This window comes from Saccharopolyspora erythraea (genome assembly GCF_018141105.1).
Classification (GTDB): domain Bacteria; phylum Actinomycetota; class Actinomycetes; order Mycobacteriales; family Pseudonocardiaceae; genus Saccharopolyspora_D; species Saccharopolyspora_D erythraea_A.
In genome coordinates this window covers 1713186-1736546 of record NZ_CP054839.1, presented here as the reverse complement: position 1 = coordinate 1736546, position 23361 = coordinate 1713186, and the positions used below count along the sequence as shown (strand labels likewise).

The window sequence follows — 23361 nt, the reverse complement described above, 5'->3', positions numbered from 1 at the left end:
GACCTCCACCCGGCCCGACCGGGTGGGGGCCTTCGTGCGTTTATTTGCGCCGCCGCTTCGGCCGCAGGTGCGCGGGCGCCGTCAGCGCCCGGGTGTGCACCTGCTCCAGCACGATCGAGCTGGTGAAGTGCCGGACCTCCGGGCGCGACGCCAGCTTGTCGACCAGGAAGCCCTGCAGGTGCGCGGTGTCGGCCACCGCGACGTGCAGCAGGAAGTCGGCCTGCCCGCTGACGTGCAGCAGCGACCGCGTCTCGGGCTGCGCCAGCACGAACTTGCGGAACTGGTCGACGACCTCGCGGGTGTGCGGCCGGACGTTGATCGACACGATCGCCTCCAGAGCCAGCCCGGTGGCCGCCGGGTCGACGTCGATGTGCGACCCCCTGATCACGCCCTGTTCCCGCAGTCGGCGCACCCGTTGCAGGCAACTCGACGCGGCCAGCCCGACCCGCTCGGCGAGCGTGCGGTTGGGCAGGGTCGCGTCGTTCTGCAACTCCTCGAGGATCTGCCAGTCGACCGAATCGAGTTCTACGGATTCCCGCATAACCGAACATCCTACGGCGGAGGTGGCGCAACGACGAACGTACCACGCAGGATCGGCCTGCTTTTCAGACGCGTGCGTGAGGAGAAGGAGGAGTCGTGCACATCGCGTGGGGGCCGTACCTGCTCGCCCTGGTGGTGATCGTCCTGGTTCCGGGACCTGATTTCGTGATGGTGACCAGCAGCGCGGCGACCGGTGCGCGGAAGGGGTGGCTGGCCGCGGCGGGCGTCACCTGCGGGCTGCTGGTGCACGCCACCGCCGCCACGCTGGGGCTGTCGGCGCTTCTGATGACGGTCCCGGCGGCGCTGGTGGTGGTCAAGGCGATCGGCGTGGTCTACCTGGGGTACATGGGGATCCAGATCCTGCGCGGGTCCGGTGCGGCGCAGCCGCAGGCGACCACCGACGTGTCCCGTTCCGGGCGGTCGGTGTTCCTGCGCGGCCTGCTGATCGACGTGCTGAACCCGAAGGTGATGCTGACCTTCCTGACGCTGCTGCCGCAGGCGATGGACCCGGCGGGCGACCCGATGTCGCAGGCCGCCGTGCTCAGCGTGGTCGCCGTCGGTGCGTTCGGCCTGTGGTGGCTGCTGGTGGTCCCGTCGGTTCGCCGGCTGTCGGCGCTGCTGGCCGACCCGGGCCGCCGCAAGGTGTTCGAGCGCTGCTGCGGGGGCGCGCTGCTGGCGATGGCCACCTCGATCGCCTTCTCCTGACGCAATTCACCTGTCGCGACGGCCTTTCCGCGAAACCCGCGGGAAGGCCGCGGCTTTCGCGCGGGCGGCCACCGGGCTGGTCGGAACTGGGCCGGTCGGCCCGGCGGTCAGGACTGGGCGAGGGCGTCCTGGATCTTCCGGGACTGCACCTGGAGCCACATCCGGATGGGGTCCCTGCGCGGGTCGTCGTCGCTGACCGTGCCGTCGTCGCCGCCCGTGTTCCAGTAGCCCTCCTGGCGGTAGGTCCTGATGAGCGCCACGACCGTCCCGGTCCGCGTCACCACGATCGTGCCTGTGGGCATCGCGAGGGCCTGACTCTGGTCGCCCGCGGAGGGCTCGGGCTGCCGGGTGGCCCACGAGTGCTCCGCGCAGCGTCGCTTCGATCCTGCTCTGGCCGTCGAGAACCGGGCTGCCGCAGGCAGCCGCACCGGCCGGCACGAGCACCACCAGGATCACTACCGCGCGCGATCGCGTCACGACCGACAGACTATGGAAACCGCACCGGGAAAAGGCCGGAACGGCGGAGATCTTCCCAGCACACTCCGACGATCCCGCCGAAGAGACACCCATCCGCAACGTCACGGCACAGGAATGGAATCCTGCCGCGACTTCCCGTTCGGGTGTTCCGGCGTGGTCGGGAGCCGGGTCGCCGCGCAGAATGGACCCGGTGCGCGGATCACGCGGAGCCGTGCGCAGCGCCGAACGCGTTGACCGCCGCTGAAGACCGGCTCTAGGCTGCCTCATCGCTCGCGGTCGCCGACCCGTGTCCGGCGGTGACCGGTCATGTCCTGCCGAGGGGTTGCCGAATGCGTCGTCGTTGGGGTGTTTCCACAGGTCTGGTTTCGGTGCTTGGTGTTTCGATCGCGGTGGCCGCTCCGACCACCGCCGCTCCCGCGGGGCCCGACGCGTTGCGCGTCGACCTCGACAAGATCCTCGCCGATCCGAGGCTCGACGGTTCGCACGCCGGGGTCGTGGTCCGCGATCCCGAGACCGACGAGGTGCTCTACAGCAGCCAGGCCGACGCGCGCGCCACGCCCGCCTCGAACGCGAAGCTGCTCACCTCGGCGGCCGCGTTGGAGGCGCTGGGCCCGGACTACCGGTTCCGCACCGACGTCCTCGCCGATGGCCGGCAGCGGGGCCCGGTCCTGCACGGCGACCTCTTCCTGCGCGGTACGGGCGATCCGACGATGCTGGCCGCCGACTACGACCGGCTCGCCGCGCAGGTCGCCGAAAGCGGTGTGCGCGAGGTGAAGGGGAAGCTGCGCACCGATGCCGGCGCGTTCGATGACGTGCCACTGGGTTCGGGCTGGGCCTGGGACGACGAGCCCTACTACTACGCGGCGCCGATCTCGGCGCTCACTGTCGCGCCGAACACCGACTTCGACGCGGGAACCGCCCTGGTGCGCGCGACGCCGGGTGCCGAGGGCGAGCCGGCGAAAGTCGCCCTGGAACCGGCTACGGGCGTCCTGGAGATCGACAACCGGACCACGACCTCGGCGCCGGGCAGCGCGCCTGCGCTGGCGGTCGAGCGCGAGCACGGCGGAAACCGGGTCGTGGTCAGCGGGTCGGTGCCGGCGGGCGGCCCTGTCGTCGAGGATTTCAGCACCGTGCCCGATCCCGCCGCCTACGCCGGTGACGTCTTCGCCCGCGCGCTCGCGGCCCACGGCGTGAAGGTGGGCGGGGTCGCACCGGGCAGGACGCCGGAGGGTGCGCGGTCGCTGGCCGGTCGCGACTCGATGCCGTTGCGGGAGCTGCTCGTGCCGTTCATGAAGCTCAGCAACAACGGCCACGCCGAGGTGCTGGTCAAGGCGATGGGCAGGCAGGCCACCGGCACCGGCACGTGGGGCGCCGGCATCGAGGTGCTCAACGAGAAGCTCAACGGCCTGGGCCTGGACTCCAAGATGATGCGCATGGTCGACGGCTCCGGTCTGTCCACGATGGACGCGGTGACGCCCCGGCAGCTCAGCCTGCTGCTCGACAACGCGCGGCAGCGCCCGTGGTTCCAGGTCTGGTACGACTCCCTGCCGGTCGCGGGCAACGCCGATCGGATGGTCGGCGGCACGTTGCGTTCGCGGATGGCCGGAACTCCGGCGCAGGACAACGTCCACGCCAAGACCGGTTCGCTGACCGGGGTCACCTCGCTCTCCGGTTACGTCACGGCCGCCAACGGCCAGCCGCTGGTGTTCTCGGTGGTGTTCAACGACTTCGTGTCGTCCTCACCGAGGGACCTGGAGGACGCCATCGCCGTCCGGCTCGCCGAGTACGACGGCGCGGCCGATGCGCCGTCAACGCCGCGAGTGCGGCGCGCGCCGCTGCCCGCCGACGATCCGGCCACCCGCGTCGACGAGTCCGCGCTGGAGTGCTCGTGGGTCAAGGCGTGCTGACCGCCTGAGCAAACCCCGCAACGGCCGGTCCTCCCGCGCACAGCGGAGAAGACCGGCCGTTCGTGTGCCGGCGGGGCGGCCGGGAACTCGATGTCCGCCGTTGTGCCACCGCGGTCTTGCGCAGGCAGGTAGCCTGTCGGGCCAGTGCGGTGGTGCGGGCGGCGAGCGGGTGCGGGTCCGCTGCCGGACGCCGAGGCGTCCGGTGCCGGGCGGGCATCGCTCCGAGGCAACCTCGGGGAGTACCACCACAGTCGAGCACGGCGTCCGACGCGCCACTGGGAGACGCTGCCGCGTCTGTCCGCGCGCCGGGGAACGCAGATCGGGTCGCCGCCGCGCCACCGCACTCCGGACGGCGATGGAGAAGTGGTGATCTGGCAGGACGTGGCGCTGCGTGCGCTCGCCGAGACCGCCGTCGACGCCGACGCCTGGTCGCAGCCGCAGCTCGCCGCGGCGCTCCTGCGGCACTTCCGCCGCGACGACGGGGCATCGGACGCCTTCGCGTGGACGCTGCTCGCCCACGTGCCCGAACCGCCGGAGTCGGCAGAGGAGCTTCTGGCGCTCCTCCTGGCGGTGCCGGAACTGACCGCCGCGCTGCCGAAGACGCCGAGTCCCGCGTTGGAGGTCGAACTCTCCCCGGGGTGGCGGTGGCCGGTCGCCCGCTGGCACACCGCCGAACAGCTCGCCCACGGCCTCGACCTCGACGTCGGCGAGCTGATGTGGTTCGCCGACCGCGGCGGATGGCTGCGCCACTCGCACCCGCCGCTGCGCCACTACCGTTGCCGCTGGATGCACACCCGCAGCGGTGGAATCCGCCTGGTCGAACAGCCGAAAGCGCGCCTGGCCGAACTGCAGCGCCGCATCACCCGCCACGTCGTCGAGGCGATGCCGGTGCACGAGGCCGCCCACGGTTTCCGTCGCGGTCGTTCGGCCGCCACCTGCGCCGCCGAGCACGCCGGGCGGCACTTCCTGGTGCGGGTGGACGTGGAGGGCTTCTTCGCTTCGTTGACGTTCACGCGGATCAGCCGCGCGATGCGCGCCGCCGGATATCCCGACGCGGTCGCGGGGGCCATCGCCGGCCTGCTGACCACGGCCACCCCGCAGGACGTGCTGGCCGCCGCGCCGCGTGTCCCGGGGTCCGAAGTGGACGCCCGGCGCCGGCTGCTCGGCAGGCTCGCCGCCGCGCACGTCCCGCAGGGCGCGCCGAGCTCACCCGCGCTGGCCAACGCGCTCATGCACCGGCTCGACCGCAGGATCGAGGCGTACGCGAGCACGCTCGGCGCGACCTACACCCGCTACGCCGACGACCTCGCTTTCTCCGGCGACCGGCGACTTCCGGTGGCGGCTTTGCTGCGCGGTGTCACCGCGATCGTGCGCGCGGAGGGTCTGCGGCTGCGCCAGAGCAAGACCCGCGTGCTCGCGCCGCACCAGCGCCAGCGCATCGCCGGGCTGGTCGTCAACGACGGGCGCGCGGTGGCGCCGCGCGCCGAGTACGACGCGCTGCGGGCGCTGCTGCACAACTGCGCCCGGACCGGGCCGCAGGCCCAGAACCACGAGGCGCACCCGGACTTCCGGTCGCACCTGCTCGGCCGCATCGCGTGGGTGGGGATCAACCACCCGGGCCGAGCGCGCAAGCTCACGGAGCTGTTCGACCGCATCCGCTGGTGAGCGACACTCTTCGCGTTGAACGGCAAATACGGGAATACATCGGCAAAACCGCGGTCCCGCTCCGCTGCTTTCCGGGTAAGGGCCATCCCCCAGCTCCCCGGTCCGGGTTCCAGGGTCGGAGCAAGGGGCGTTCCGGACCTGCGGGCGCGCCGGGGTCGGTAGCGTGACGCCCGTTGCCGATCAGCGCGTAGGAGAGAGACCAGTGACCTTCATCAGCGACTTCCTGGCGGCTGTCGCCGGGTTGCCACGACCGCTCCTGGTGCTGGTCACCGGTGCCCTTGTGCTCGGCGAGTGCACGCTGGGCCTGGGATTCCTGGTGCCGGGCGAGAGCGGGCTGCTCATCGCCTCGGCCGCGGTGACCGACCTGCCGTTCTTCCTCACCCTGTCGGCGACGGTCGCGCTGTGCGCGGCGACCGGCGACAGCATCGGCTACTGGCTCGGTCGCCGCTACGGCTTCCGGATCCGCGAGACCAAGGCCATCCGCAAGCTCGGGCAGCACCGCTGGGACCGGGCCAGCGGACTGGTCCGCAAGTACGGCGTCGGCGCGGTGCTCGTCGGCCGCTTCCTGCCTTTCGCCCGCACCATGACCCCGGCCGCCGCCGGGGTCAGCGGGCTCGGCTACGGGCGTTTCCTGGTCACGTCGCTGATCGGTGCCGCCGCGTGGTCGTTCATGCACGTGGGCATCGGCTGGGGTGCGGGGGCGTCGGCCAAGTACATCGAGCAGGTGCTCGGCCGCGCCAGTGGGATCGTGCTCGGCGCGCTGGTCCTGGCCGGGGTGGGCGTGTGGCTGTGGAGGCGTTCGCGCGCCCGCAAGCTCGAGGCCGCCGCCCAGCAGCAGCCGCCGGGCGAGCCGGAGGACGTCGAGGCGGTGGCCTGACCGGGCGTCGGCCTGCTCCGTCTCAGCTTGACCGGGGCGTCGGACGGGCCTCACGCCGCGGCGTCGGTGAGGGCCCGGGCGAACGCCCGGCTCCGCGCGGTCTCGTGGTCGCGGTGCCAGACCAGCCCCAGCCGCGACGCGGGCAGCCCGGTCACCGGCACGAACCGGATGTTGCTGCGGTTGTAGGAGGACGCGGTCGGGCGGCACAGGAGCATCGCACCGCGACCGGCGGCCACCAGGGTCAGCCCTTCCTGCAGCGAGCGGACGGCCGGCCCGGCGGGTACCGGCCGCCCACCGGGCGTGGACACGGGAGCCTGCGCACGCCGCCAGTACTCGGGAGCCGGCCCACCGAACCCGATCAGCGGCAGCTCGGCGAGGTCCTCGGCGCACAGGGTGGCGCGGTCCGACATCGGGTGGCGGGCCGGGATCGCGAGGGTCTGCTGGTGCGCGGAGAACACCGTCCCGAGCACGAGTCCGGGTTCGTCGACGGGCAGCAGTACCACCGCGACGTCGACCTCCGCGCTTCGCACCGGCCCGAACGGGTCGCACAGCGGGATCTCCACGATCTCGGTGACGCAACCCGGATGCCTTCGCTGGAACAGGTCGATGGCGTCGGTGACCCGCTCGTCGGCGGTGCCCTGGAAACCGATGCGCAGCTCGCCCTCGAAGCCGCGCGCGTCGGCCACCGCGTCGGCCACCGCGTCGGACAGCTCGCGGTAGGCGGGGCGGAGACCGGTCAGGAAGCGTTCGCCGAGCGGGGTCAGCCGCACCCGGCGACTGCTGCGTTCGACCAGACCGCCCCCGATCCGCCTCTCCAGTGAGCGCAGGAGCTGGCTCACCCGGCCCTGCGAGACGTAGAGCCGCTCACCGGTGCGGCCGAAGTGCAGTTCCTCGGCGAGCACGAGGAAGCACTCCAGCTCGCGGATCTCCAGGCGTTCCAAGGGTCTTCTCCTCCAGTGGTGCGGGCCGACGCATCGATCAGTCCGCCTAATGCAAGGTTCAGCGATCCGCTGTTGTTCCCGCGCACCGCGAGGGGTTGCCTTGCGGGCATGGGGAAACTTGCGGAAACAGCAGGCGGGGCACCGGCACGGCGACCTTCGGTGGCGCGGGGATGGCTGGGCGTGGTCGCCGTCGCGCTCGGGACGTTCACGGTCGTCACCTCCGAGATGCTGCCGGTCGGCCTGCTCACGCCGATCGGGGCCGCGCTGGGCGTCAGCGAGGGGACCGCGGGGCTGACGCTGACGATCACGGGCCTGGTCGCCGCGGTGTCCGCGCCACTGCTGACGCCGGTGCTCGGCCGGTTCGACCGCCGGGCGGTGCTCGTGGCGCTGATGTCGTTGCTGGCGGCGGCGAACCTGCTCGCCGCCTGGTCGCCGGGCTTCGCGGTCATGGTCGTGGCGCGCGTGCTGGTCGGCGTCGGCATGGGGGCGGTGTGGGCCATCGCGGCCGGGATCGCGGTGCGGCTGGTGCCCTCCCGATCGGTGGGAGCTGCGACGTCGCTGGTGTTCAGCGGCATCGCGGTGGCGTCGGTGCTCGGTGTGCCCGCCGGTACCTACGCGGGGGACCTCGCCGGCTGGCGGGCCGCGTTCGTCGTCATCGGTGCGCTGGCGTCGGTCGTCGTGGTCGCGATGCTGGTGCTGCTGCCGAAGCTGCCCGCGGAGCAGGCGATGGCGCTGCGGGGTGTGCTGGCGCTGGTCCGCAACCCGCGGATGCGTACCGGACTGGTGCTGGTCGGGCTGGTCGTCACCGCGCACTTCGCCGCCTACACCTACGTGCGGCCGGCGCTGGAGGAGCTGTCCGGTGTCGGCGCCGGCATGATCGGCACCCTGCTGCTGGCGTACGGCATCGCCGGTGTGCTGGGCAACTTCGCCGCGGGCGCGGGTTCGGCGCGTTCTCCGCGTACGACGCTGGTGGTCATCAGCGCGGTGCTGGCGGTGACCCTGCTGCTGGTCCCGCTGATCGGCACATCGGCCCTGGCCGCCGGTGGACTGCTGGTCGTGTGGGGCCTCGCCTACGGTGGCGTGTCCGTCAGCACGCAGACCTGGGTACTGGCCTCGGTGCCCGAGGCGCGGGAGGCGGGGTCGGCGTTGTTCGTCGGCGTCTTCAACGCGGTCATCGCGCTCGGTGCGCTGGTGGGCGGACAGGTCATGGACACTGCGGGAGTCGGCGCGGTGATGCACGTCGGCGGCGCACTGGCGCTCGCAGCCCTCGCCGTCGCGGCGCTGGGAAAGGCTCCAGCGTCCGGGAAGTTCTGAAGCACCCAGGCGGCTGGCCTCGACCCGGCGGGCGGAAAACCCTTGCTCTGCAAGGGAAACTGGTCAGTGCGGCTCGTCCAGGTAGCCGAGCACCTTTCCGAGGTGTCCGCGGGTGACGCGTGCGGCACGGTCGGCGTCGCGGTCTGCGATGGCGTTGACGATCGCCTGGTGCTCGGTGCGGTCGACCGGGCGCGGCTCGCCGGAGTCCTCGACCACCGCCACCACGTCGAGCATCGCCTCCCGCACGCGCGGGGTCAGCGAGACGAACAGACCGGTGATCACGGAGTTCCGGGCGGCCTCGACGACGGCGCGGTGGAAGGCGATGTCGGCGTCGACGAAGGCCTCCGACGAGCCGTCGCCCGCGGCCTGGCGGGCACCGTTGGCGGCCTCGATGGCGCGCATGTCGTCGGCGGTGTGCTTGGCGGCGGCGAGGCGGGCGGCCTCGGCCTCGACCGCGATGCGGCCCTCCACGACCTCGCGGATCTCGGCCCTGCGCACGAGCAGCGACCACTCCTCGACGGGTTCGGTCCCCACGACGAAGACCCCGGAGCCCTGCCGGGCCTCCAGCAGCCCGCGCACCGCCAGCTCGCGCAGTGCTTCCCGCACCGTCGAGCGGCCGATGCCGAACTCGGCGGCCAGCGCGGTCTCGCTGGGAATCTTGCGGCCCAGCGGCCACTGACCGCCCGTGATCAGTTCCATCATCGCCTGGGTGGCCTGGCCCGAGAGCGGGTTGCGACGCAGGGGCGGCACGTTGTTCCTCCGGTTACTAGGTTGTCTGAGGACCTGAGTTGTTATAGGTTGATCGCCATGCGGATGACGACCTGGTGGCTGATGCGGGGCGAGCTTACTCGCCGCGGCAGGGGCTGACGGGCCGGCGACCTGCTGCGGGGAGGTCGCGCACGCCGGTCCGTCGTCCGGCTCTCTCCCGAAAGGTCACCCCGTGAAGTCCCCGCAGCACGCGACTCCCGCGTGGAACCCGCAGCGCCCCTCCGGCATGCCGCACCAGCGCTACCGCGATGTTTTCGACCGCGTGCCAGTGCCCGCGGTCGAACGGACCTGGCCCGCCAACCGCATCACCGAAGCCCCGCTGTGGGTGCCGGTCGACCTGCGTGACGGCAACCAGGCGCTGCCCGAACCGATGGACCCCGCCCGCAAGCGCCGCTTCTTCGAGATGCTCGTGCGCATCGGGTACAAGGAGATCGAGGTCGGTTACCCGTCGGCTTCGCAGACCGACTTCGACTTCGTCCGCATGCTCGCGAACTCCGACCTGGTGCCCGACGACGTGACCGTCTCGGTGTTCACCCCTGCGCGTCGCGACCTGATCGAGCGCACCTTCGAGGCCATCGAGGGCCTCGACCGCGTCATCGTGCACATGTACACGGCGACCGCGCCGGTCTGGCGCGACGTCGTCCTGCGCTCCGGCCGCGATGAGCTCCGCGACATGATCCGCACCGCCGCGCAGGACGTGTTGAGGTGCGCCGACGGGCGGGAAGGAGTGCGCTTCGAGTTCTCACCCGAGGTGTTCAACCAGACCGAGCCGGAGTTCGCCATCGAGGTCTGCGACTCGGTCACCGAGCTGTGGCAGGCCGGGCCGGGGCGCCCGGTCATCGTCAACCTCCCGGCGACCGTCGAGGTCGCCACGCCCAACGTCTACGCCGACCAGATCGAGCACATGCACCGCCACCTCGCGCGGCGCGAGCACGTGATCCTGTCCGTGCATCCGCACAACGACCGCGGCACCGGCGTCGCGTGCGCGGAGCTGGCGGTGCTGGCCGGCGCGCAGCGGGTCGAGGGGTGCCTGTTCGGCAACGGCGAGCGGACCGGCAACGTCGACCTGGTCACGCTGGCGCTGAACCTGTACGCGCAGGGCGTGGACCCGATGATCGACTTCTCCGGCATCGACGCGGTGCGCGGGACCGTCGAGCACTGCAACCGCATCGGGATCCACGAGCGCCACCCCTACGTCGGCGAGTACGTGCACACCGCGTTCTCGGGCACCCACCAGGACGCGATCCGCAAGGGATTCCAGCGCCACGCCGAGTCCGCCGCGCGAGCAGGAGTCCCGGAGCGGCAGGCTCCGTGGGAGGTGCCGTACCTGCCGATCGACCCGAAGGACATCGGCCGCGACTACGAGGCCGTCATCCGCGTCAACAGCCAGTCCGGCAAGGGCGGGATCGCCCACGTCATGCAGTCCGAGCACCAGCTCGACCTGCCGCGCGGGCTCCAGCGCGACTTCTCGCGCGTTGTGCAGCGCCACACCGACGAAACCGGCACCGAGGCCGACGCGGCGACGCTCTGGGAGCTGTTCGCCGCGGAGTACCTGGCTCCCGGCGCGGTGGGGCTCGAGGAGTGGTCGATCGAGCACGGCCCGGACGGTGACCGGCTGTGCGCCACCCTGGAGGTCGACGGCGAGCCGGCCGCCCACGAGGTGATCGCCGACGGCGCGGTGTCGGCTCTGGTGCGGATGCTCGCCGAACACGGACGGGACGTGCAGATCGTCAACCTGGTCCAGCAGTCCGTCGGCACGGGAGACCGGGCGCGCGCCGCGACCTACCTGGAGCACCGCATGGGCACCACCACGAGGTGGGCGGTCGGCATCGACGACTCGGTGATCGCCGCCAGCCTCGCCGCGGTGCTCGGCGCGGCGAACTCGGCGACCATCGCGCGTTGAGCCCAGTGGGGCCGGGACGCGCCCACCGTGTCCCGGCCCCACGGGCTTCACCCGGGAATGCACCGTTCATGTGCGTGACCGACGGCTCCGAGCGACGGTCACGTGCGCACCCGCCGGCCCCTGCGCAGCCGGGCCGCGACGAACCAGACGACCGCCACCACCGCGGCGACGATCACGACCTTCTGGAACACCCCGACGTAGCCCTCGACGATCCACCAGCTCCGCCCGAGCAGGTAGCCCGCCAGCACCAGCGCGGTGTTCCAGACCAGGCTGCCGAGCGCGGTGAACGCCAGGAACACCGGCATGGACATCCGCTCCACCCCGGCGGGCAGCGAGATGAAGCTGCGCACGATCGGGACCATCCGGCCGGCGAACACCGCCTTGACGCCGTGCCGGGCGAACCACGCCTCGGCCTTGTCGATGTCGCCGGTCTTGACCAGCGGCAGTTTCGCGGCGATGGCTCGCGTGCGGTCCCGGCCGAGCAGCGCGCCGAGGTAGTACAGGACTACGGCACCGACCAGGGAACCCAGCGTGGTCCACAGGATCGCGCCGACCAGGTTCATGCTGCCCTGGCTCGCGGCGAAGCCCGCCAGTGGCAGCACCAGTTCGCTGGGGATCGGCGGGAACAGGTTCTCCAGCGCGACCACCAGGCCGGCGCCTGGGCCGCCCAGCGCGGCCATGACGTCGGCGATCCAGCCGGCGAGGCCACCCGCTGGTTCGGCGGCGGCCTGGGTCGGGAAAATCATCTTCGAGAACTCCGAATACGTCGGGCGACCATGGAAAAGGCCGCGACACCGGGACGTTTTCGAAACTAGGAATGGCGAGGCCCGCGAACCATGCGGCTTTCCACGGAATTGCGCGGAGGTCTTCCGCAGGCCGCGGGGTGTGAAAAACCGCAGGGCGGCTCGGCTTGTAATCTCGCGTCGTGCGCCAGATCCGGGAATGGGCGGCGAGCCTGCCGAGGGTCGCGGCCGGACTCCTGATCGGAGCGCTGACCGCCTCCGCCGAGTTCGGTTACGTGCTGTGCGCGACGGTCCTGCGACCGGTGCTGCGGTTGTGGCGCCGATCCCGGCACCGCGGTCCCGCCGTGCTGGACGCCCTGGCGCTTCGCCTCGTCGAGGTGGAGCGGTGGCGGCTGCTGCGGTTCTCCGCGACCGCCACCGGCTCCGAGACCGACCCGCCCCGCGCGGTGGAATACCTCGTCATGCGCTCCCTGGTGGGAATGCTGGGCGGGTTCGTGCTCGCGCTGGTGCTCTACGGGTTCGTCGGCAGCCCGGTCATCCTCGTCGAGCTGTGGACCCACGACTTCTCCACGCGCGGCAAGCTGCTGCGCACCGCCTGGCTGGTGGTCTTCGGGACGGTGATGCTGTTCCTCGGGCTGGCCGGGTTGTGGGGAGTCGCCGCGATCGACCGGGCGGTCGCGCAGCACTTCCTCGGTTCGGACCGGGAGGAGCTGTTGCGGCGCAGGGTCGCGGAGCTCGCGACCTCGCGGGCCGATGTCGTCGCCGAGATCGACGCCGAACGCAGGCGCATCGAGCGGGACCTGCACGACGGGGTGCAGCAGCGGATGGTCGCGCTGGGCATGCTGATCGGGCGGGCGCGCCGGGCCGGGGATGGCCCGCGGGCGGCCGAGCTGCTGCGGCAGGCGCACGAGGAGTCGCAGCAGGTGCTGCACGACCTGCGCGAGGTGAGCTGGCGGGTCTACCCGTCGGCGCTGGACGCCGAGGGGTTGCACGCGGCGCTGGAGACCGTCGCCGCGCGTGCCGCGGTGCCGGTCGAGCTGCGCTACCGCCTGCACCTGCGGCCGCCCGCCGCGGTCGAGGCGGCGGCGTACTTCGTGGTGTCGGAATCGGTGACCAACGCGGCCAAGCATTCCGGTGCGGCCACGGTCGTGGTCGAACTGGAGCGGGAGGACGGTGGCATCGTGGTGCGCGTGACCGACGACGGCATGGGCGGTGCGCTCCCGGACGGCGCGGGTCTGTCCGGACTCGCCCGCCGGGTCGCCGGGCTCGACGGGCGGTTCGCCGTGCGCAGCCCGTCAGGCGGGCCCACCACCATCACCGCGGAGCTGCCATGCGCGTGATCCTGGCCGACGACTCGACGCTGCTGCGCGAGGGCCTGCTGCGGCTGCTCACCGAGGAAGGCCACGACGTCGTCGCCGCCGTCGGCGACGGCACGGCTCTGCTGGAGGCGGTGGCCGAGCACGAGCCGGACGTGGCGGTGGTCGACGTGCGCATGCCGCCGACGCACACCGACGAAGGACTGCGGGCCGCGCTGGAGATCCGGCGGCGCTGGAACCGGATCGGCGTGCTGGTGCTGTCGCAGTACGTGGAGAAGCGCTACGCGGTGGAACTGCTCGGCGACGGCTCGGAGTCGGTCGGCTACCTGCTCAAGGACCGGGTGCTGCAGGTCGACGACTTCCTGGAGGCGCTGGAGCGGGTCGCGACCGGAGGAGCGGCGTTCGACCCGGAGGTGGTGCGCCAGCTCGTGGCCCGCAGCGCCCGCGAGGACCCCCTCGGCAGGCTCACCGCGCGGGAGCGCGACGTGCTCGACCACATGGCGCAGGGCCGCACCAACGCCGGCATCGCCCAGCACCTGCACGTGTCGCAGAGCGCGGTGGAGAAGCACGTGAACTCGATCTTCGACAAGCTCGGCCTGGCGCACCTGACCGGCTACAGCCGCCGCGTCCTGGCCGTGCTGCGCTACCTGGAGGGTTGAGCAGCCGTCCCGGAAGCCCTTCGCCGAGTACCCGTTGTGCCCGAAACGCCCGGAGCGCGTTGGTGCTCCCGGGTGGCTTCGCATGTGACCTCCGCGGAAGCGGTTGTGGATACAGCCGGAGTGTGTGAGATTTCGGCGGCCGGTCGGCCATGCCGTACTGCGGCGGTGTACTGGGGAGTGAACGGGTGGATCAGATCGCGGTGGACTTCCGCGCTCTGGAAGAAGGAGAAGACTCGCTTCGGCGGATGGTCGACGAGATCGACACCAACCTGAACGAACTCGAAGGCTACGTCGCGCGGCTGCTCGGCAACTGGAGTGGCGAGGCTGCCGACGCGTACCGCGCGGCGCAGGACGAGTGGGACGCGGCGGTGGCCGGGATGCGCGAGAACGTGCGCGAGATGCACCGGCTGCTGGTGACCGCGCACGGGAACCAGGCCTCGGCGGTCCGCGCCAACTCGAAGATCTGGCAGGTCTGAGCCATGAGCCCGACCTCGCTGGCACCGCCGCCCGATCCCGGCCCGGCGATGCCGGTCGACGTGCGCCCGGAGGACTACTACGAGGTTGCCCGGACCTTCGCCGACGGGCAGAACCGCGTCATGCGGGCCTACCAGGCGCTCACTCAGGCCCTAGGCGACCTCAGCGGTGCGGCGGGCAACGACGAGCCGGCGCAGAGGTTCGCTGAAACCTACACCCCGGCCGCCCGAAGCGTGGTGGACGGCATGGTCCGCCTGCACGGCGTGCTCGGCGGTATCGCGCGCGGACTGGCCGAGTCCGCGGAGAACCACCGCCGGGCCGACGCGGACGCGGCAGGCCACGCACCGGGCGGGGAGTTCCCACCGCTGTGGCCGGACACTTGTCCCGCCGCCGCCGAACCGGCTCCGATCCTGGGCGACGGGGACGGGAACCTGCTGGCGGTGATCTCGGACTGGGTGAACCCGTACTACCCCAACGGTCACGTCGACAAGATGCACGACACCGCGGGAGCGTTCGCCGGAGCACGGGACGCACTGGTGGAGATCGGTGACGACCTGCACGCCAAGCTGCTGTCGCTTGCGAGCAACAACATCGCCGAAGACCTCGACGCGCTGGAGGACTTCTGGAAGCGCGTCGCGGGTGGCGACGGAACGCTGCTGGCCGCGTTGCCGCGCGTGTGCGACGCGTTGGCGCAGGGTTGCGGCGACTACGCCATCGAGGTCGAGCACACCCGGAACAAGATCGGCGACATCGTCGAGGAAACCAGTCTGGAACTGGCCGCGGTCGCCGGGATCGCCCTCGTCGGTTCCCTGTTGACCACGCCTGCCGGCGGTGGCACCGTCGGCGGCGCAGCCGGAGCCGCCGTGCTCGACGCGGCCGCTGCGCGGATGGCGGTGGTGGTCGGACAAGCCGTCATCGCCATTGGCGGAGCTGTCGGTGTCGTAGCCGCAGCAGAAGCCGCCGGCGCGCTCACGGCCGCCATCAACAACACCCCTGATCCCAACGTGTCCCAGGCGGAGGCGACCGGTGTCGGCAACACGACCGGCACCGGGCAGTCGAAACCACCCGAGCTGAAGCACGATCGGACGCAGACCGAGAAGAAGTACGACCGGCATGCGCCCGACTTCGGAGTCGACAAGCCTCGCGGCAAGGAAGCTTTCGACGAGTTCGAAAAGGCGGTCCGCGACTTCACACAGCGGCCCGACCTTGAACGCATGGCCGGCACGTACCGCGGCCAACCGGTGTTCTTCCAGGTGGACAGGAACACAGGACTGTTCGTGATGCAGAAGCCCGGGGGCGAGTTCCTGAGCGGCTGGCGTCTCAACCCCGATCAGCTGACCAATGTGTTGAGCAGGGGCAAGTTATGATGCTGCCGTCGTCGGTAGCGCGCGGCTCGCGGGAGTGGAGCATGAGCAATGATGTCGCCGACTACGTCGGGCTCATCCATGCGTTCAAGGTTGGCGCGCTCTCGGCGCCCCGCTTCCAGGCGCAGTACATGTCGATGTTCAAGTCCGCGACTCGCCACTTCCCAGAACCTGTGTACGAGATCCTCAACGAGTTGTTCCTGGATTGCGACGAATACGTCGCCGATCCAAGTCTTCGCGACGACGAAGATCTCGACGACGACCAGCTCCACCAGCGCGCCGCCCAGGCTCTGACACGGCTTGAGGCTGGCGCGACCTGAACCCCGCCTCAGCTGCGCACCTGCACGGCGCCGTCGCTGAGGTAGTACACCGACCGCCAGACCTGGCCGGTGTCCACGCCGCTGCCGGGCAGCGGCAGGGCGAGCCTGCCCACGCGGCCGAGGCGGTTGAGCCTGCCGACCTCGGCGGCCGGGCCTCCCCAGTCCAGGGCGTCGACCACCACGAAGGCGGTGCCCAGGTGGCGGCGGAAGCGGATCTCGCGCACCGCGGACCAGGGTGCGAAGAAGGTTCCCGCGCACGAGCGGTAGGCCACGCCCTTGGAGGTGAGCGCAAGCTGGAGGTTGCGCATCGCGCGGTTGAGCCTGCGCATCCGGATCTCGGTCCACGTCACGTAGAGGCCGAGCACCGAGGCCAAAAGCGGGAGAAACGCGAAAAGACCGGGAATTCCCACGATGGTCCCGATCAGCCAGCCCACCGTCAACGTGGCGCACAGCGCCGAGCTCAGCAGCAGGCACATGATGCTGATCAGCGACGACCGCTGCACACGCCGCTCTTCGGCCGCACTGCGGGTGATGACCAGCATGTCGGTGTGCGGCGGCATGAAGGGGATTCTCCCGCAGGACGGAGGTGGTGACCAGATTGTTGTCGTCACTTTTCGTCCGCGAGATATCCGGCAAAGCTGTCAGCCCGCGACCGGACCGGCTGTCCTCAGAGGACAGCCGGTCCGCAGTGGACGCTTCGGGCCGAATCGGCGCCAAGGCCCGTGAGTCCTTCGGGTTGCCACAGCGACCCGAAGGACTCGCTGCACCCGGGTTACCTGGTCACCTGGTCAGCCGGTGCGGGGGACTGCTGCTTGTTGCGGGCCACCAGGTAGCCCACGACCATCGCCACGGCCAGCACCGGGGTGATGTAGAGGGCGATGCGGGTTTCGGCGTCGAAGGCGAGCAGGACGACGACCAGGGCGAGGAAGGCCAGGACGACGTAGTTGGAGTAGGGGGCCAGGGGCATGCGGAAGGTGCCCGCGGGCAGGGTGCCGGTGGCGACCTTGCGGCGGTAGCCGAGGTGGGCGATGAGGATCATGCCCCAGGTGAAGATCGCTCCCACGGTGGAGGCGCTGGTGATGTAGGTGAAGGCCTGCTCGGGCACGAAGTAGTTGAGCACGACGCCGATGAGCATGGCCACGAAGGTGACCGCGATCGCTCGTGCGGGTACGGCGCGGGAGCTGAGCTTGGAGACCGCTCGCGGGGCCTGGCCGTCCTGGGACAGGGTGCGCAGCATCCGTCCGGTCGAGTAGATGCCGGAGTTGCACGAGGACAGCGCGGCTGTGGTGACCACGAAGTTGACCACGCCGGCCGCGGCGGGGATGCCGATCAGGGTGAAGGCGTGCACGAACGGGCTGCCGTCGGCGGGGAACTGGTTCCATGGCACCAGCGCGCACAGCGCGGCCAGCGCGCCGACGTAGAAGATCAGGATGCGCAACATGATGGAGTTGACCGCGCGGGGCAGCACCTTCTTCGGGTTCGCGCTTTCGCTGGCGGTCTGGCCGACCATCTCCACGCCGATGAAGGCGAACATCACGATCTGGAACGACAGCAGTGCCTGGGTCGAGCCGTTGGGGAACATCCCGCCGTGGGCCCACAGGTTCGACACCGCCGCGGTGTCGCCGACGTCGGAGAACCCGAAGACCAGGATGGCCGCGGCCAGCACGATCAGTCCGACGATGGCCACGACCTTGACCAGGGCGAACCAGAACTCGAACTCGCCGAAGAGCTTGACCGCGATCAGGTTGACCCCCGAGAGCACGATCAGCGCGCCCAGCGCGGGAATCCACTGCGGGACCTGGGGGAACCAGAACTGGAAGTACTCGCCCACCGCGGTGATCTCGGCCATGCCGGTCACGATCCACACCAGCCAGTAGCCCCAGCCGGTGGCGAACCGCGCCCACGGTCCGACGAACTCCCCGGCGTACTCGGCGAACGAGCCGGACACCGGCCGGTACATCAGCAGCTCGCCCAGCGCCCGCATCACGAAGAAGATCATCAGGCCCGCGACGGCGTAGATGAGGATCAGACCGGGCCCGACCTGGTTGAGCGCCTTGCCCGAACCGAGGAACAACCCGACACCGATCGCACCACCGATCGCGATCATGTTGATGTGCCGGGTACTCAGATCCTTCCGGTACTCCTCGGCCACTGGCTCCGACATTGAAACGAACTCCTTCGAACCGAGCTTCTCGTGGAAGCCGTTGCTGTTCTCCAGCGCGGTCGGTGCGGCGCGCGGGCGGTTCACCGGCACGCGGCACGTCCCGGGACGCGCCGGGCTTGCGGAGATATTGGGCTATCGCGCTGGGGCCCGCAAGGGAGGAATGCGTTTTCGGGTAAGCCTTTTTCGAAATGTGGCCGAAAGGGGGACGCCACTGTGGACGGCACGAAGCCGCATTTCGTCCGGAATCGGACGGAATGCGGCTTCGTGTGGTCGTGCGTTTACAGGTTGGGGTAGAGGGGGAAGCCGGCGGCCAGCGCCTCGACCCGGGCGCGCAGCTTGGCGCTGGTGGCCTCGTCGAACTCCGGCGAGAGTGCTTCGGCGATGATGTCGGCGACCTCGGTGAACTCGGTCTTGCCGAAGCCGCGGGTGGCCAGTGCCGGGGTGCCGATGCGCAGGCCGGAGGTCACCATCGGCGGGCGCGGGTCGTTGGGCACGGCGTTGCGGTTGACCGTGATCCCGATCTCGTGCAGCCGGTCCTCGGCCTGCTTGCCGTCCAGCTCGGAGTCCCGCAGGTCCACCAGCACCAGGTGCACGTCGGTGCCACCGGAGACCAGCCGGACCCCGGCCTTGGCCGCGTCGTCGGCCAGCAGCCGCTCGGCCAGGATCTTCGCGCCTTCCAGGGTGCGCCGCTGCCGGTCGCGGAACTCCTCACCGGCGGCGAGCTTGAACAGCACCGCCTTGCCCGCGATCACGTGCTCCAGCGGACCGCCCTGCTGGCCGGGGAACACCGCCGAGTTGAACTTCTTGGTGAACTCCTCGTCGCCGGACAGGATGACCCCGCCGCGCGGGCCGCCGAGGGTCTTGTGCGTGGTGGTGGTGACCACGTGCGCGTGCGGCACCGGGTTCGGGTGCAGCCCCGCGGCCACCAGCCCGGCGAAGTGGGCCATGTCGACCATCAGGTAGGCCCCGACCTCGTCGGCGATCTCGCGGAACCGTGCGAAGTCCAGCTGACGCGGGTAGGCCGACCAGCCCGCGATGATCATCCGCGGCTGGTGCTCGCGGGCCAGCCGGGCGACCTCGTCCATGTCGACGCGGTGGTCGTCGTCGCGGACGTGGTAGGGCACCACGTTGTAGAGCTTGCCGGAGAAGTTGATCCGCATCCCGTGCGTGAGGTGCCCGCCGTGGGCCAGGTCCAGGCCCATGATCGTGTCACCGGGCTTGAGCAGCGCGAACATCGCCGCGGCGTTGGCCTGCGCACCCGAGTGCGGCTGCACGTTGGCGAACGAGGCGCCGAACAGCTCCTTGACCCGGTCGATGGCCAGCTGCTCGACGACATCGACGTGCTCGCAGCCACCGTAGTAGCGCTTGCCCGGATACCCCTCGGCGTACTTGTTGGTCAGAACCGACCCCTGCGCCTGCAACACCGCCTGCGGCGCGAAGTTCTCCGAAGCGATCATCTCCAGCGTCGTCTGCTGACGACCCAGCTCGGCACCCACCGCCGCAGCCACCTCGGGGTCCACGACGGAGAGCTCGCTGTTGAACTGTCCGGGTGTCGACATGTTTTGCCTCCTGTTGGATCTCGGCTTCGGTGGCTGGTCAGGCGTTGCGGCGGTAGAAGGGCAGTGCGACGACCTCTACCGGGACGGCCGTGCCGCGGATGTCGACCTGCAGGGCGGTGCCGGGCTCGGCGTGCTCCCGGTCGACGTAGGCCATCGCGATCGGGTGGCCCAGGGTCGGGGAGGGCGCGCCGCTGGTGACGACGCCGATCTCGGCTCCGCCGGCGTCGAGCACCCGGTAGCCGTGGCGGGGGGAGCGGCGCTGGTCGCACCGCAGGCCGACCAGGGTCCGCTCGGTGGGCTTCTCGGCGGCCGCGGCCAGCGGCGCCTTGCCCACGAAGTCGCCGGGCTTGTCGAGCTTGACGACCCGGCCGAGGTTGGCGTGGAACGGCGTCAGCTCCGCCGACAGCTCGTTGCCGTACAGCGGCATGCCCGCCTCAAGCCGCAGCGTGTCGCGGCAGGACAGCCCGGCCGGGCGCAGCCCGTGCTCGGCGCCGGAGTCGGCCAGCGCCTGCCACACGGCGGGGGCGTCGTCGGGGGAGGTGAACAGCTCGAAGCCGTCCTCGCCGGTGTAGCCGGTGCGGGCGAGCATGACGTCCGCGCCCGCGACCTCGCTGCGGTAGCCGGCGTAGTACTTGACCGTGCTCAGGTCCGTGCTGGTCAGCGGCGCGAGGATGTCCACCGCCTTCGGGCCCTGCACGGCGATGAGCGCGTAGTCGTCGGAGACGTCCTCGTGGCTCGCCTCGAACCGGGCGACCCGCTCGGCCAGCTCGGCCGAGACCACCGCGGCGTTGGCGGCGTTGGCCACCACCAGGTATTCCTGCTCGCCCAGCCGGTAGACGATCAGGTCGTCGAGGACGCCGCCCTCGGCGTTGCAGATCATGGTGTAGCGGGCCCGGCCGACGGTGATGGCCGACGCGTTGGCCACCAGCGCGTAGTCCAGGGCCTCTGGCGCCTGCGGACCGCTGATGCGGATTTCGCCCATGTGGGTCAGGTCGAACAGGCCGGCGGCGGTGCGCACCGCGTTGTGCTCGGCCGCGTCGCCCGAGTAGCGCAGCGGCATCCGCCAGCCGGCGAACTCGGTGAAGGTGGCGCCGAGCGCTTCGTGGATCTCGTGCAGGGGTGTCAGCCGGGGCGACGACATGGTGCGGAACTCCTCCTGGTGGGCGCCGGTCGGCAGTCGAGTGCCGGGCCGCTCACTTCGGCCTCAACCTTATCCGGGCCCGCTCGACTGCGACCCGCGCGGGCATGCGCTGGTCGGCGGTCTCCCCGGAGTCATTGGCCTGAGAGTTTCACCGCGCCGGAACGCGCGGCTTGCACCTTGGGCGAGAGGCGCTCGCGCGCCCCTGCTTTTCTCCGTGTTCAGCCTGGTGCCGCGCGGTGACTGGGCCTGAGAGTTTGGCGGGGAGTATTGCTCCTTCGGCGCCTCACCCCTGGTGAGGACTCTCCCGCACGACGTCGTCGGCTGCGGTTTTCGGTTGTCGTTCTGGCCGAGGACGCTACGTAGACGGGGTGTCCCAGTCAACCGGACGCCGGAGTGATCTCGGTGCCGGGAACGTTCTCGGCACCACCCTGACCCCGCGTCCGGCCCAGCTCTCGGACCGTCATGTGGCCCTGCTGATCGACCGCCATCTGGTCCAGCTCACGAGCCGTCTCGGCTACGCCGTCCGGCTCAGCCTTCCGTCCGGTCCCGCTCCCGCGGGCCGTCCGCGCCGACGAGGTCGTGGTACAGGCGGTGCAGCCCGTCGATGAGGGCCGCCAGGGCCAGCTCGAAGCTGTCGTTGTCGATCTCGGCGGCGTGCCCGCGCAGCAGGTGCGCGCGGTCCAGGTGCGGGAAGCGCTCGTCGTAGACCTCGGCGTCGTCGACGAACCCGGCCGAGAACGACCCCATCGCCGAGCCCACGACCAGGTACTTCGTCGACGCGCCGATCATTGTCGCGTAGCGCTGCGGCCATCCCGCCCTGGTCAGCCCGCCGTGCACGGCGTCGGCGCGGCGCAGCGCCGCCTCGCGCCGCGCGGGACCGTAGGCGATGTAGGGCACCAGGTTCGGGTGCGCGGTCAGAGCGGCGCGGTAGGAGCGGGCCCAGGTCCGGATGCCGGTCGGCCAGCCGGCCTCGAAACCGGAGACGTCGACCGAGGCGGTGACGTCGTCGGCGATCTCCTGGAGCAGCTGCTCCTTGGCGGGCACGTGGTTGTAGAGCGAGGACGCCTTGACCCCGAGCTCGTCGGCGAGCCCGCGCATCGACAGGCCCTCCAGTCCCCGCGCGTCGATGATCTCCAGCCCGGCCCGGCGGATCCGGTCGGCGGAAAGCAGGGGATTGCTGGGTCTGGGCACGGTCGGTCTCCAAGGGTCGCCTCTTGCGGCCGTCGCCGGGGCGGTCTTAGGCTGCCACAAAACTAACGTCGTTAGTTACGGCCCCGCCAGTCGGGGCGGGCGCCAGGCAGGCACCCCGTTCCCGGGAAAGGAAGCCCAGATGGTCGACTTCGCCCTCTCCGACACCGAACGCGACATCCGCGACTGGGTGCGCAACTTCGTGCAGCGGGAGCTGATGCCGCTGGAGCAGGAGGTCCTGCGTCGCGAACGCGCCGGTGAAGCGGGGCTGACCACGACCGAGCTCGGCGAGCTCCAGCAGAAGGCGAAGCAGGCCGGGTTCTGGGGCGTGCAGACGCCGGAGGAGTACGGCGGCATGGGCCTGTCGGCGGTCATGACGGCCCTGATCGAGGTCGAGCTCGGCCGCACCTTCGTGCCGTTCCGCTTCGGCGGCTACGCCGACAACATCCTCTACCACGCCAACGAGGAGCAGAAGCAGCGCTACCTGCTGCCGACCATCTCCGGCGAGCGCAAGTCCTGCTTCGCGATCACCGAGCCGGGTGCCGGGTCCGACGCCAGGAACATCCGCGCCACCGCCCACAAGGACGGCGACGAGTGGGTGATCAACGGCGAGAAGACGTTCATCACCGGCGGCATCGACGCCGACTTCGCGATGGTCTTCGCCGTCACCGACAAGGAGAAGGGCGCCGCGGGCGGGGTCACCTGCTTCCTGGTGGACCGCGACATGGGCTGGAAGTCCGAGCCGATCGCGATCATGGGCGAGCGGGAGCGCCAGCCCGCCGCGCTGGTGTTCGACGGCGTGCGGGTGCCCGACGCCAACATCCTCGGCGAGCGGGGAAAGGGCTTCGCGCTCGCGATGCAGTGGATCGGCCGGGGCCGCTACCTGCTGCCCGCGCGGGCGCTCGGCAACTGCGAGCGGCTGCTGGAGATGGGCATGGACTACGCCAGGTCCAGGGAGACCTTCGGCGAGCCGATCGCCGAGCGGCAGGCCATCCAGTGGATGATCGCCGACTCGGCGGTGGAGATCGAGGCGCTGCGCTGGCTGGTGCTGCAGGCCGCCTGGCAGGTCGACCAGGGCATGGACTCCCGGCACGCGCAGTCCATCGCCAAGCTCTACGGCGGGGTGCGGGCCAACGAGATCGTCGACCGGGTCATGCAGATCCACGGCGGCATGGGCTACACCAGGGAGCTGCCGGTCGAGCGCTGGTACCGGGACCTGCGGCTGCTGCGGATCTTCGAGGGCACCGACGAGATCCAGCGCCGCACCATCGCCCGCAACCTCCTCAAGGGCCACGCCTCGGTCAGCGGCGTGCTCGGCTGACCGCGCGCCCGCGTG

General features: G+C 70.9%; 22 protein-coding genes and 2 riboswitches. Of the genes, 12 read left to right on the top strand and 10 right to left on the bottom strand.

The window, feature by feature from the left end; all coding sequences use genetic code 11:
• Positions 1-40 precede the first annotated feature (40 nt).
• A complete protein-coding gene (locus HUO13_RS08025) occupies positions 41-541 on the bottom strand; it encodes an Lrp/AsnC family transcriptional regulator (RefSeq protein WP_211900799.1) in 501 nt (166 codons plus the stop codon).
• 95 nt (positions 542-636) lie between these two features.
• Here HUO13_RS08025 and HUO13_RS08020 point away from each other — a divergent pair, with 95 nt between their 5' ends.
• Positions 637-1245: a LysE family translocator gene (locus tag HUO13_RS08020; RefSeq protein WP_211900798.1), complete on the top strand. Its 609-nt coding sequence runs from the start codon at positions 637-639 to the stop codon at positions 1243-1245.
• A gap of 107 nt (positions 1246-1352) precedes the next feature.
• On the opposite strand, the gene HUO13_RS08015 is transcribed toward HUO13_RS08020, so the two are convergent.
• Positions 1353-1547: a hypothetical protein gene (locus HUO13_RS08015; protein ID WP_211900797.1), complete on the bottom strand. Its 195-nt coding sequence runs from the start codon at positions 1545-1547 to the stop codon at positions 1353-1355.
• 543 nt (positions 1548-2090) lie between these two features.
• On the opposite strand from HUO13_RS08015, the gene dacB reads away from it, so the two are divergent.
• The 3 genes from dacB to HUO13_RS08000 all read left to right on the top strand — a co-directional run bounded on the left by dacB (position 2091) and on the right by HUO13_RS08000 (position 6171).
• Positions 2091-3629: a D-alanyl-D-alanine carboxypeptidase/D-alanyl-D-alanine endopeptidase gene (gene dacB / locus HUO13_RS08010; protein ID WP_249124534.1), complete on the top strand. Its 1539-nt coding sequence runs from the start codon at positions 2091-2093 to the stop codon at positions 3627-3629.
• A 366-nt stretch (positions 3630-3995) separates the two neighbouring features.
• A complete protein-coding gene (locus HUO13_RS08005) occupies positions 3996-5294 on the top strand; it encodes a reverse transcriptase family protein (protein WP_249124533.1) in 1299 nt (432 codons plus the stop codon).
• A gap of 202 nt (positions 5295-5496) precedes the next feature.
• Positions 5497-6171, top strand: a complete 675-nt coding sequence (locus HUO13_RS08000; protein ID WP_211900794.1) for a DedA family protein — start codon at positions 5497-5499, stop codon at positions 6169-6171.
• Positions 6172-6221: 50 nt separating this feature from the next.
• Here HUO13_RS08000 and HUO13_RS07995 read toward each other — a convergent pair whose 3' ends face one another.
• Entirely contained in the window at positions 6222-7112 is an 891-nt protein-coding gene (locus tag HUO13_RS07995; RefSeq protein WP_211900793.1) for a LysR family transcriptional regulator, read from the bottom strand.
• A gap of 180 nt (positions 7113-7292) precedes the next feature.
• On the opposite strand from HUO13_RS07995, the gene HUO13_RS07990 reads away from it, so the two are divergent.
• Positions 7293-8426, top strand: a complete 1134-nt coding sequence (locus HUO13_RS07990; RefSeq protein ID WP_211902736.1) for an MFS transporter — start codon at positions 7293-7295, stop codon at positions 8424-8426.
• 63 nt (positions 8427-8489) lie between these two features.
• On the opposite strand, the gene HUO13_RS07985 is transcribed toward HUO13_RS07990, so the two are convergent.
• Positions 8490-9176 carry a FadR/GntR family transcriptional regulator gene (locus HUO13_RS07985; protein WP_211900792.1) on the bottom strand — a complete coding sequence of 229 codons (687 nt, stop codon included), beginning with the start codon at positions 9174-9176 and terminating at the stop codon, positions 8490-8492.
• A 244-nt stretch (positions 9177-9420) separates the two neighbouring features.
• Between HUO13_RS07985 and HUO13_RS07980 the strand changes: the two genes are divergently transcribed.
• Entirely contained in the window at positions 9421-11097 is a 1677-nt protein-coding gene (locus tag HUO13_RS07980) for a 2-isopropylmalate synthase (protein ID WP_249125059.1), read from the top strand.
• Between the two features lie 98 nt (positions 11098-11195).
• Here the strand turns inward: HUO13_RS07980 and HUO13_RS07975 are convergent, their stop codons facing one another.
• The gene (locus HUO13_RS07975; RefSeq protein ID WP_211900790.1) at positions 11196-11843 is read right to left on the bottom strand and encodes a DedA family protein; all 648 of its coding nucleotides are present in this window, start codon (positions 11841-11843) and stop codon (positions 11196-11198) included.
• A gap of 179 nt (positions 11844-12022) precedes the next feature.
• On the opposite strand from HUO13_RS07975, the gene HUO13_RS07970 reads away from it, so the two are divergent.
• The 5 genes from HUO13_RS07970 (at position 12023) to HUO13_RS07950 (ending at position 15973) form a co-directional block, all read left to right on the top strand.
• Complete coding sequence (locus HUO13_RS07970; RefSeq protein WP_249124531.1) at positions 12023-13180, top strand: sensor histidine kinase; 1158 nt, start codon at positions 12023-12025, stop codon at positions 13178-13180.
• Positions 13171-13815 (top strand): response regulator, encoded by a 645-nt coding sequence (locus HUO13_RS07965; protein ID WP_211900789.1) that lies wholly within the window; start codon positions 13171-13173, stop codon positions 13813-13815. Before HUO13_RS07970 ends, HUO13_RS07965 begins: the two co-directional genes overlap by 10 nt.
• Positions 13816-14000: 185 nt before the next feature.
• Complete coding sequence (locus HUO13_RS07960) at positions 14001-14291, top strand: WXG100 family type VII secretion target (protein ID WP_249124530.1); 291 nt, start codon at positions 14001-14003, stop codon at positions 14289-14291.
• A gap of 3 nt (positions 14292-14294) precedes the next feature.
• Positions 14295-15656, top strand: coding sequence for a colicin D domain-containing protein (locus HUO13_RS07955; RefSeq protein WP_211900787.1), 1362 nt, complete (start codon positions 14295-14297; stop codon positions 15654-15656).
• Positions 15657-15697: 41 nt separating this feature from the next.
• Positions 15698-15973 carry a colicin immunity domain-containing protein gene (locus HUO13_RS07950; protein WP_211900786.1) on the top strand — a complete coding sequence of 92 codons (276 nt, stop codon included), beginning with the start codon at positions 15698-15700 and terminating at the stop codon, positions 15971-15973.
• Between the two features lie 8 nt (positions 15974-15981).
• Here HUO13_RS07950 and HUO13_RS07945 read toward each other — a convergent pair whose 3' ends face one another.
• The 5 genes from HUO13_RS07945 to HUO13_RS07925 all read right to left on the bottom strand — a co-directional run bounded on the left by HUO13_RS07945 (position 15982) and on the right by HUO13_RS07925 (position 22028).
• Positions 15982-16533: a PH domain-containing protein gene (locus tag HUO13_RS07945; RefSeq protein ID WP_211900785.1), complete on the bottom strand. Its 552-nt coding sequence runs from the start codon at positions 16531-16533 to the stop codon at positions 15982-15984.
• Positions 16534-16745: 212 nt separating this feature from the next.
• Complete coding sequence (locus tag HUO13_RS07940) at positions 16746-18137, bottom strand: amino acid permease (RefSeq protein ID WP_211900784.1); 1392 nt, start codon at positions 18135-18137, stop codon at positions 16746-16748.
• Between the two features lie 278 nt (positions 18138-18415).
• Positions 18416-19696, bottom strand: a complete 1281-nt coding sequence (gene glyA, locus HUO13_RS07935) for a serine hydroxymethyltransferase (RefSeq protein ID WP_211900783.1) — start codon at positions 19694-19696, stop codon at positions 18416-18418.
• Positions 19697-19733: 37 nt separating this feature from the next.
• Positions 19734-20837 (bottom strand): glycine cleavage system aminomethyltransferase GcvT, encoded by a 1104-nt coding sequence (gene gcvT, locus HUO13_RS07930; protein ID WP_211900782.1) that lies wholly within the window; start codon positions 20835-20837, stop codon positions 19734-19736.
• Positions 20838-20955: 118 nt separating this feature from the next.
• Positions 20956-21060, bottom strand: a riboswitch (glycine riboswitch).
• Between the two features lies 1 nt (position 21061).
• Positions 21062-21154: riboswitch (glycine riboswitch) on the bottom strand.
• A gap of 211 nt (positions 21155-21365) precedes the next feature.
• Complete coding sequence (locus HUO13_RS07925) at positions 21366-22028, bottom strand: TetR/AcrR family transcriptional regulator (protein ID WP_211900781.1); 663 nt, start codon at positions 22026-22028, stop codon at positions 21366-21368.
• Between the two features lie 139 nt (positions 22029-22167).
• Between HUO13_RS07925 and HUO13_RS07920 the strand changes: the two genes are divergently transcribed.
• On the top strand, positions 22168-23346 hold the full coding sequence (locus HUO13_RS07920) for an acyl-CoA dehydrogenase family protein (RefSeq protein WP_211900780.1): 1179 nt from the start codon (positions 22168-22170) through the stop codon (positions 23344-23346).
• Positions 23347-23361 lie beyond the last annotated feature (15 nt).

What these genes read in the sequence shown, in the direction of transcription:
- HUO13_RS08025 (WP_211900799.1), bottom strand. Translation starts at nt 541, where the DNA reads ATGCGGGAATCCGTAGAACTCGATTCGGTCGACTGGCAGATCCTCGAG.
- HUO13_RS08015 (WP_211900797.1), bottom strand. Translation starts at nt 1,547, where the DNA reads ATGCCCACAGGCACGATCGTGGTGACGCGGACCGGGACGGTCGTGGCG.
- HUO13_RS07980 (WP_249125059.1), top strand. Translation starts at nt 9,421, where the DNA reads ATGCCGCACCAGCGCTACCGCGATGTTTTCGACCGCGTGCCAGTGCCC.
- HUO13_RS07975 (WP_211900790.1), bottom strand. Translation starts at nt 11,843, where the DNA reads ATGATTTTCCCGACCCAGGCCGCCGCCGAACCAGCGGGTGGCCTCGCC.
- HUO13_RS07965 (WP_211900789.1), top strand. Translation starts at nt 13,171, where the DNA reads ATGCGCGTGATCCTGGCCGACGACTCGACGCTGCTGCGCGAGGGCCTG.
- HUO13_RS07955 (WP_211900787.1), top strand. Translation starts at nt 14,295, where the DNA reads ATGAGCCCGACCTCGCTGGCACCGCCGCCCGATCCCGGCCCGGCGATG.
- HUO13_RS07950 (WP_211900786.1), top strand. Translation starts at nt 15,698, where the DNA reads ATGAGCAATGATGTCGCCGACTACGTCGGGCTCATCCATGCGTTCAAG.
- HUO13_RS07945 (WP_211900785.1), bottom strand. Translation starts at nt 16,533, where the DNA reads ATGCCGCCGCACACCGACATGCTGGTCATCACCCGCAGTGCGGCCGAA.
- HUO13_RS07940 (WP_211900784.1), bottom strand. Translation starts at nt 18,137, where the DNA reads ATGTCGGAGCCAGTGGCCGAGGAGTACCGGAAGGATCTGAGTACCCGG.
- glyA (WP_211900783.1), bottom strand. Translation starts at nt 19,696, where the DNA reads ATGTCGACACCCGGACAGTTCAACAGCGAGCTCTCCGTCGTGGACCCC.
- gcvT (WP_211900782.1), bottom strand. Translation starts at nt 20,837, where the DNA reads ATGTCGTCGCCCCGGCTGACACCCCTGCACGAGATCCACGAAGCGCTC.
- HUO13_RS07920 (WP_211900780.1), top strand. Translation starts at nt 22,168, where the DNA reads ATGGTCGACTTCGCCCTCTCCGACACCGAACGCGACATCCGCGACTGG.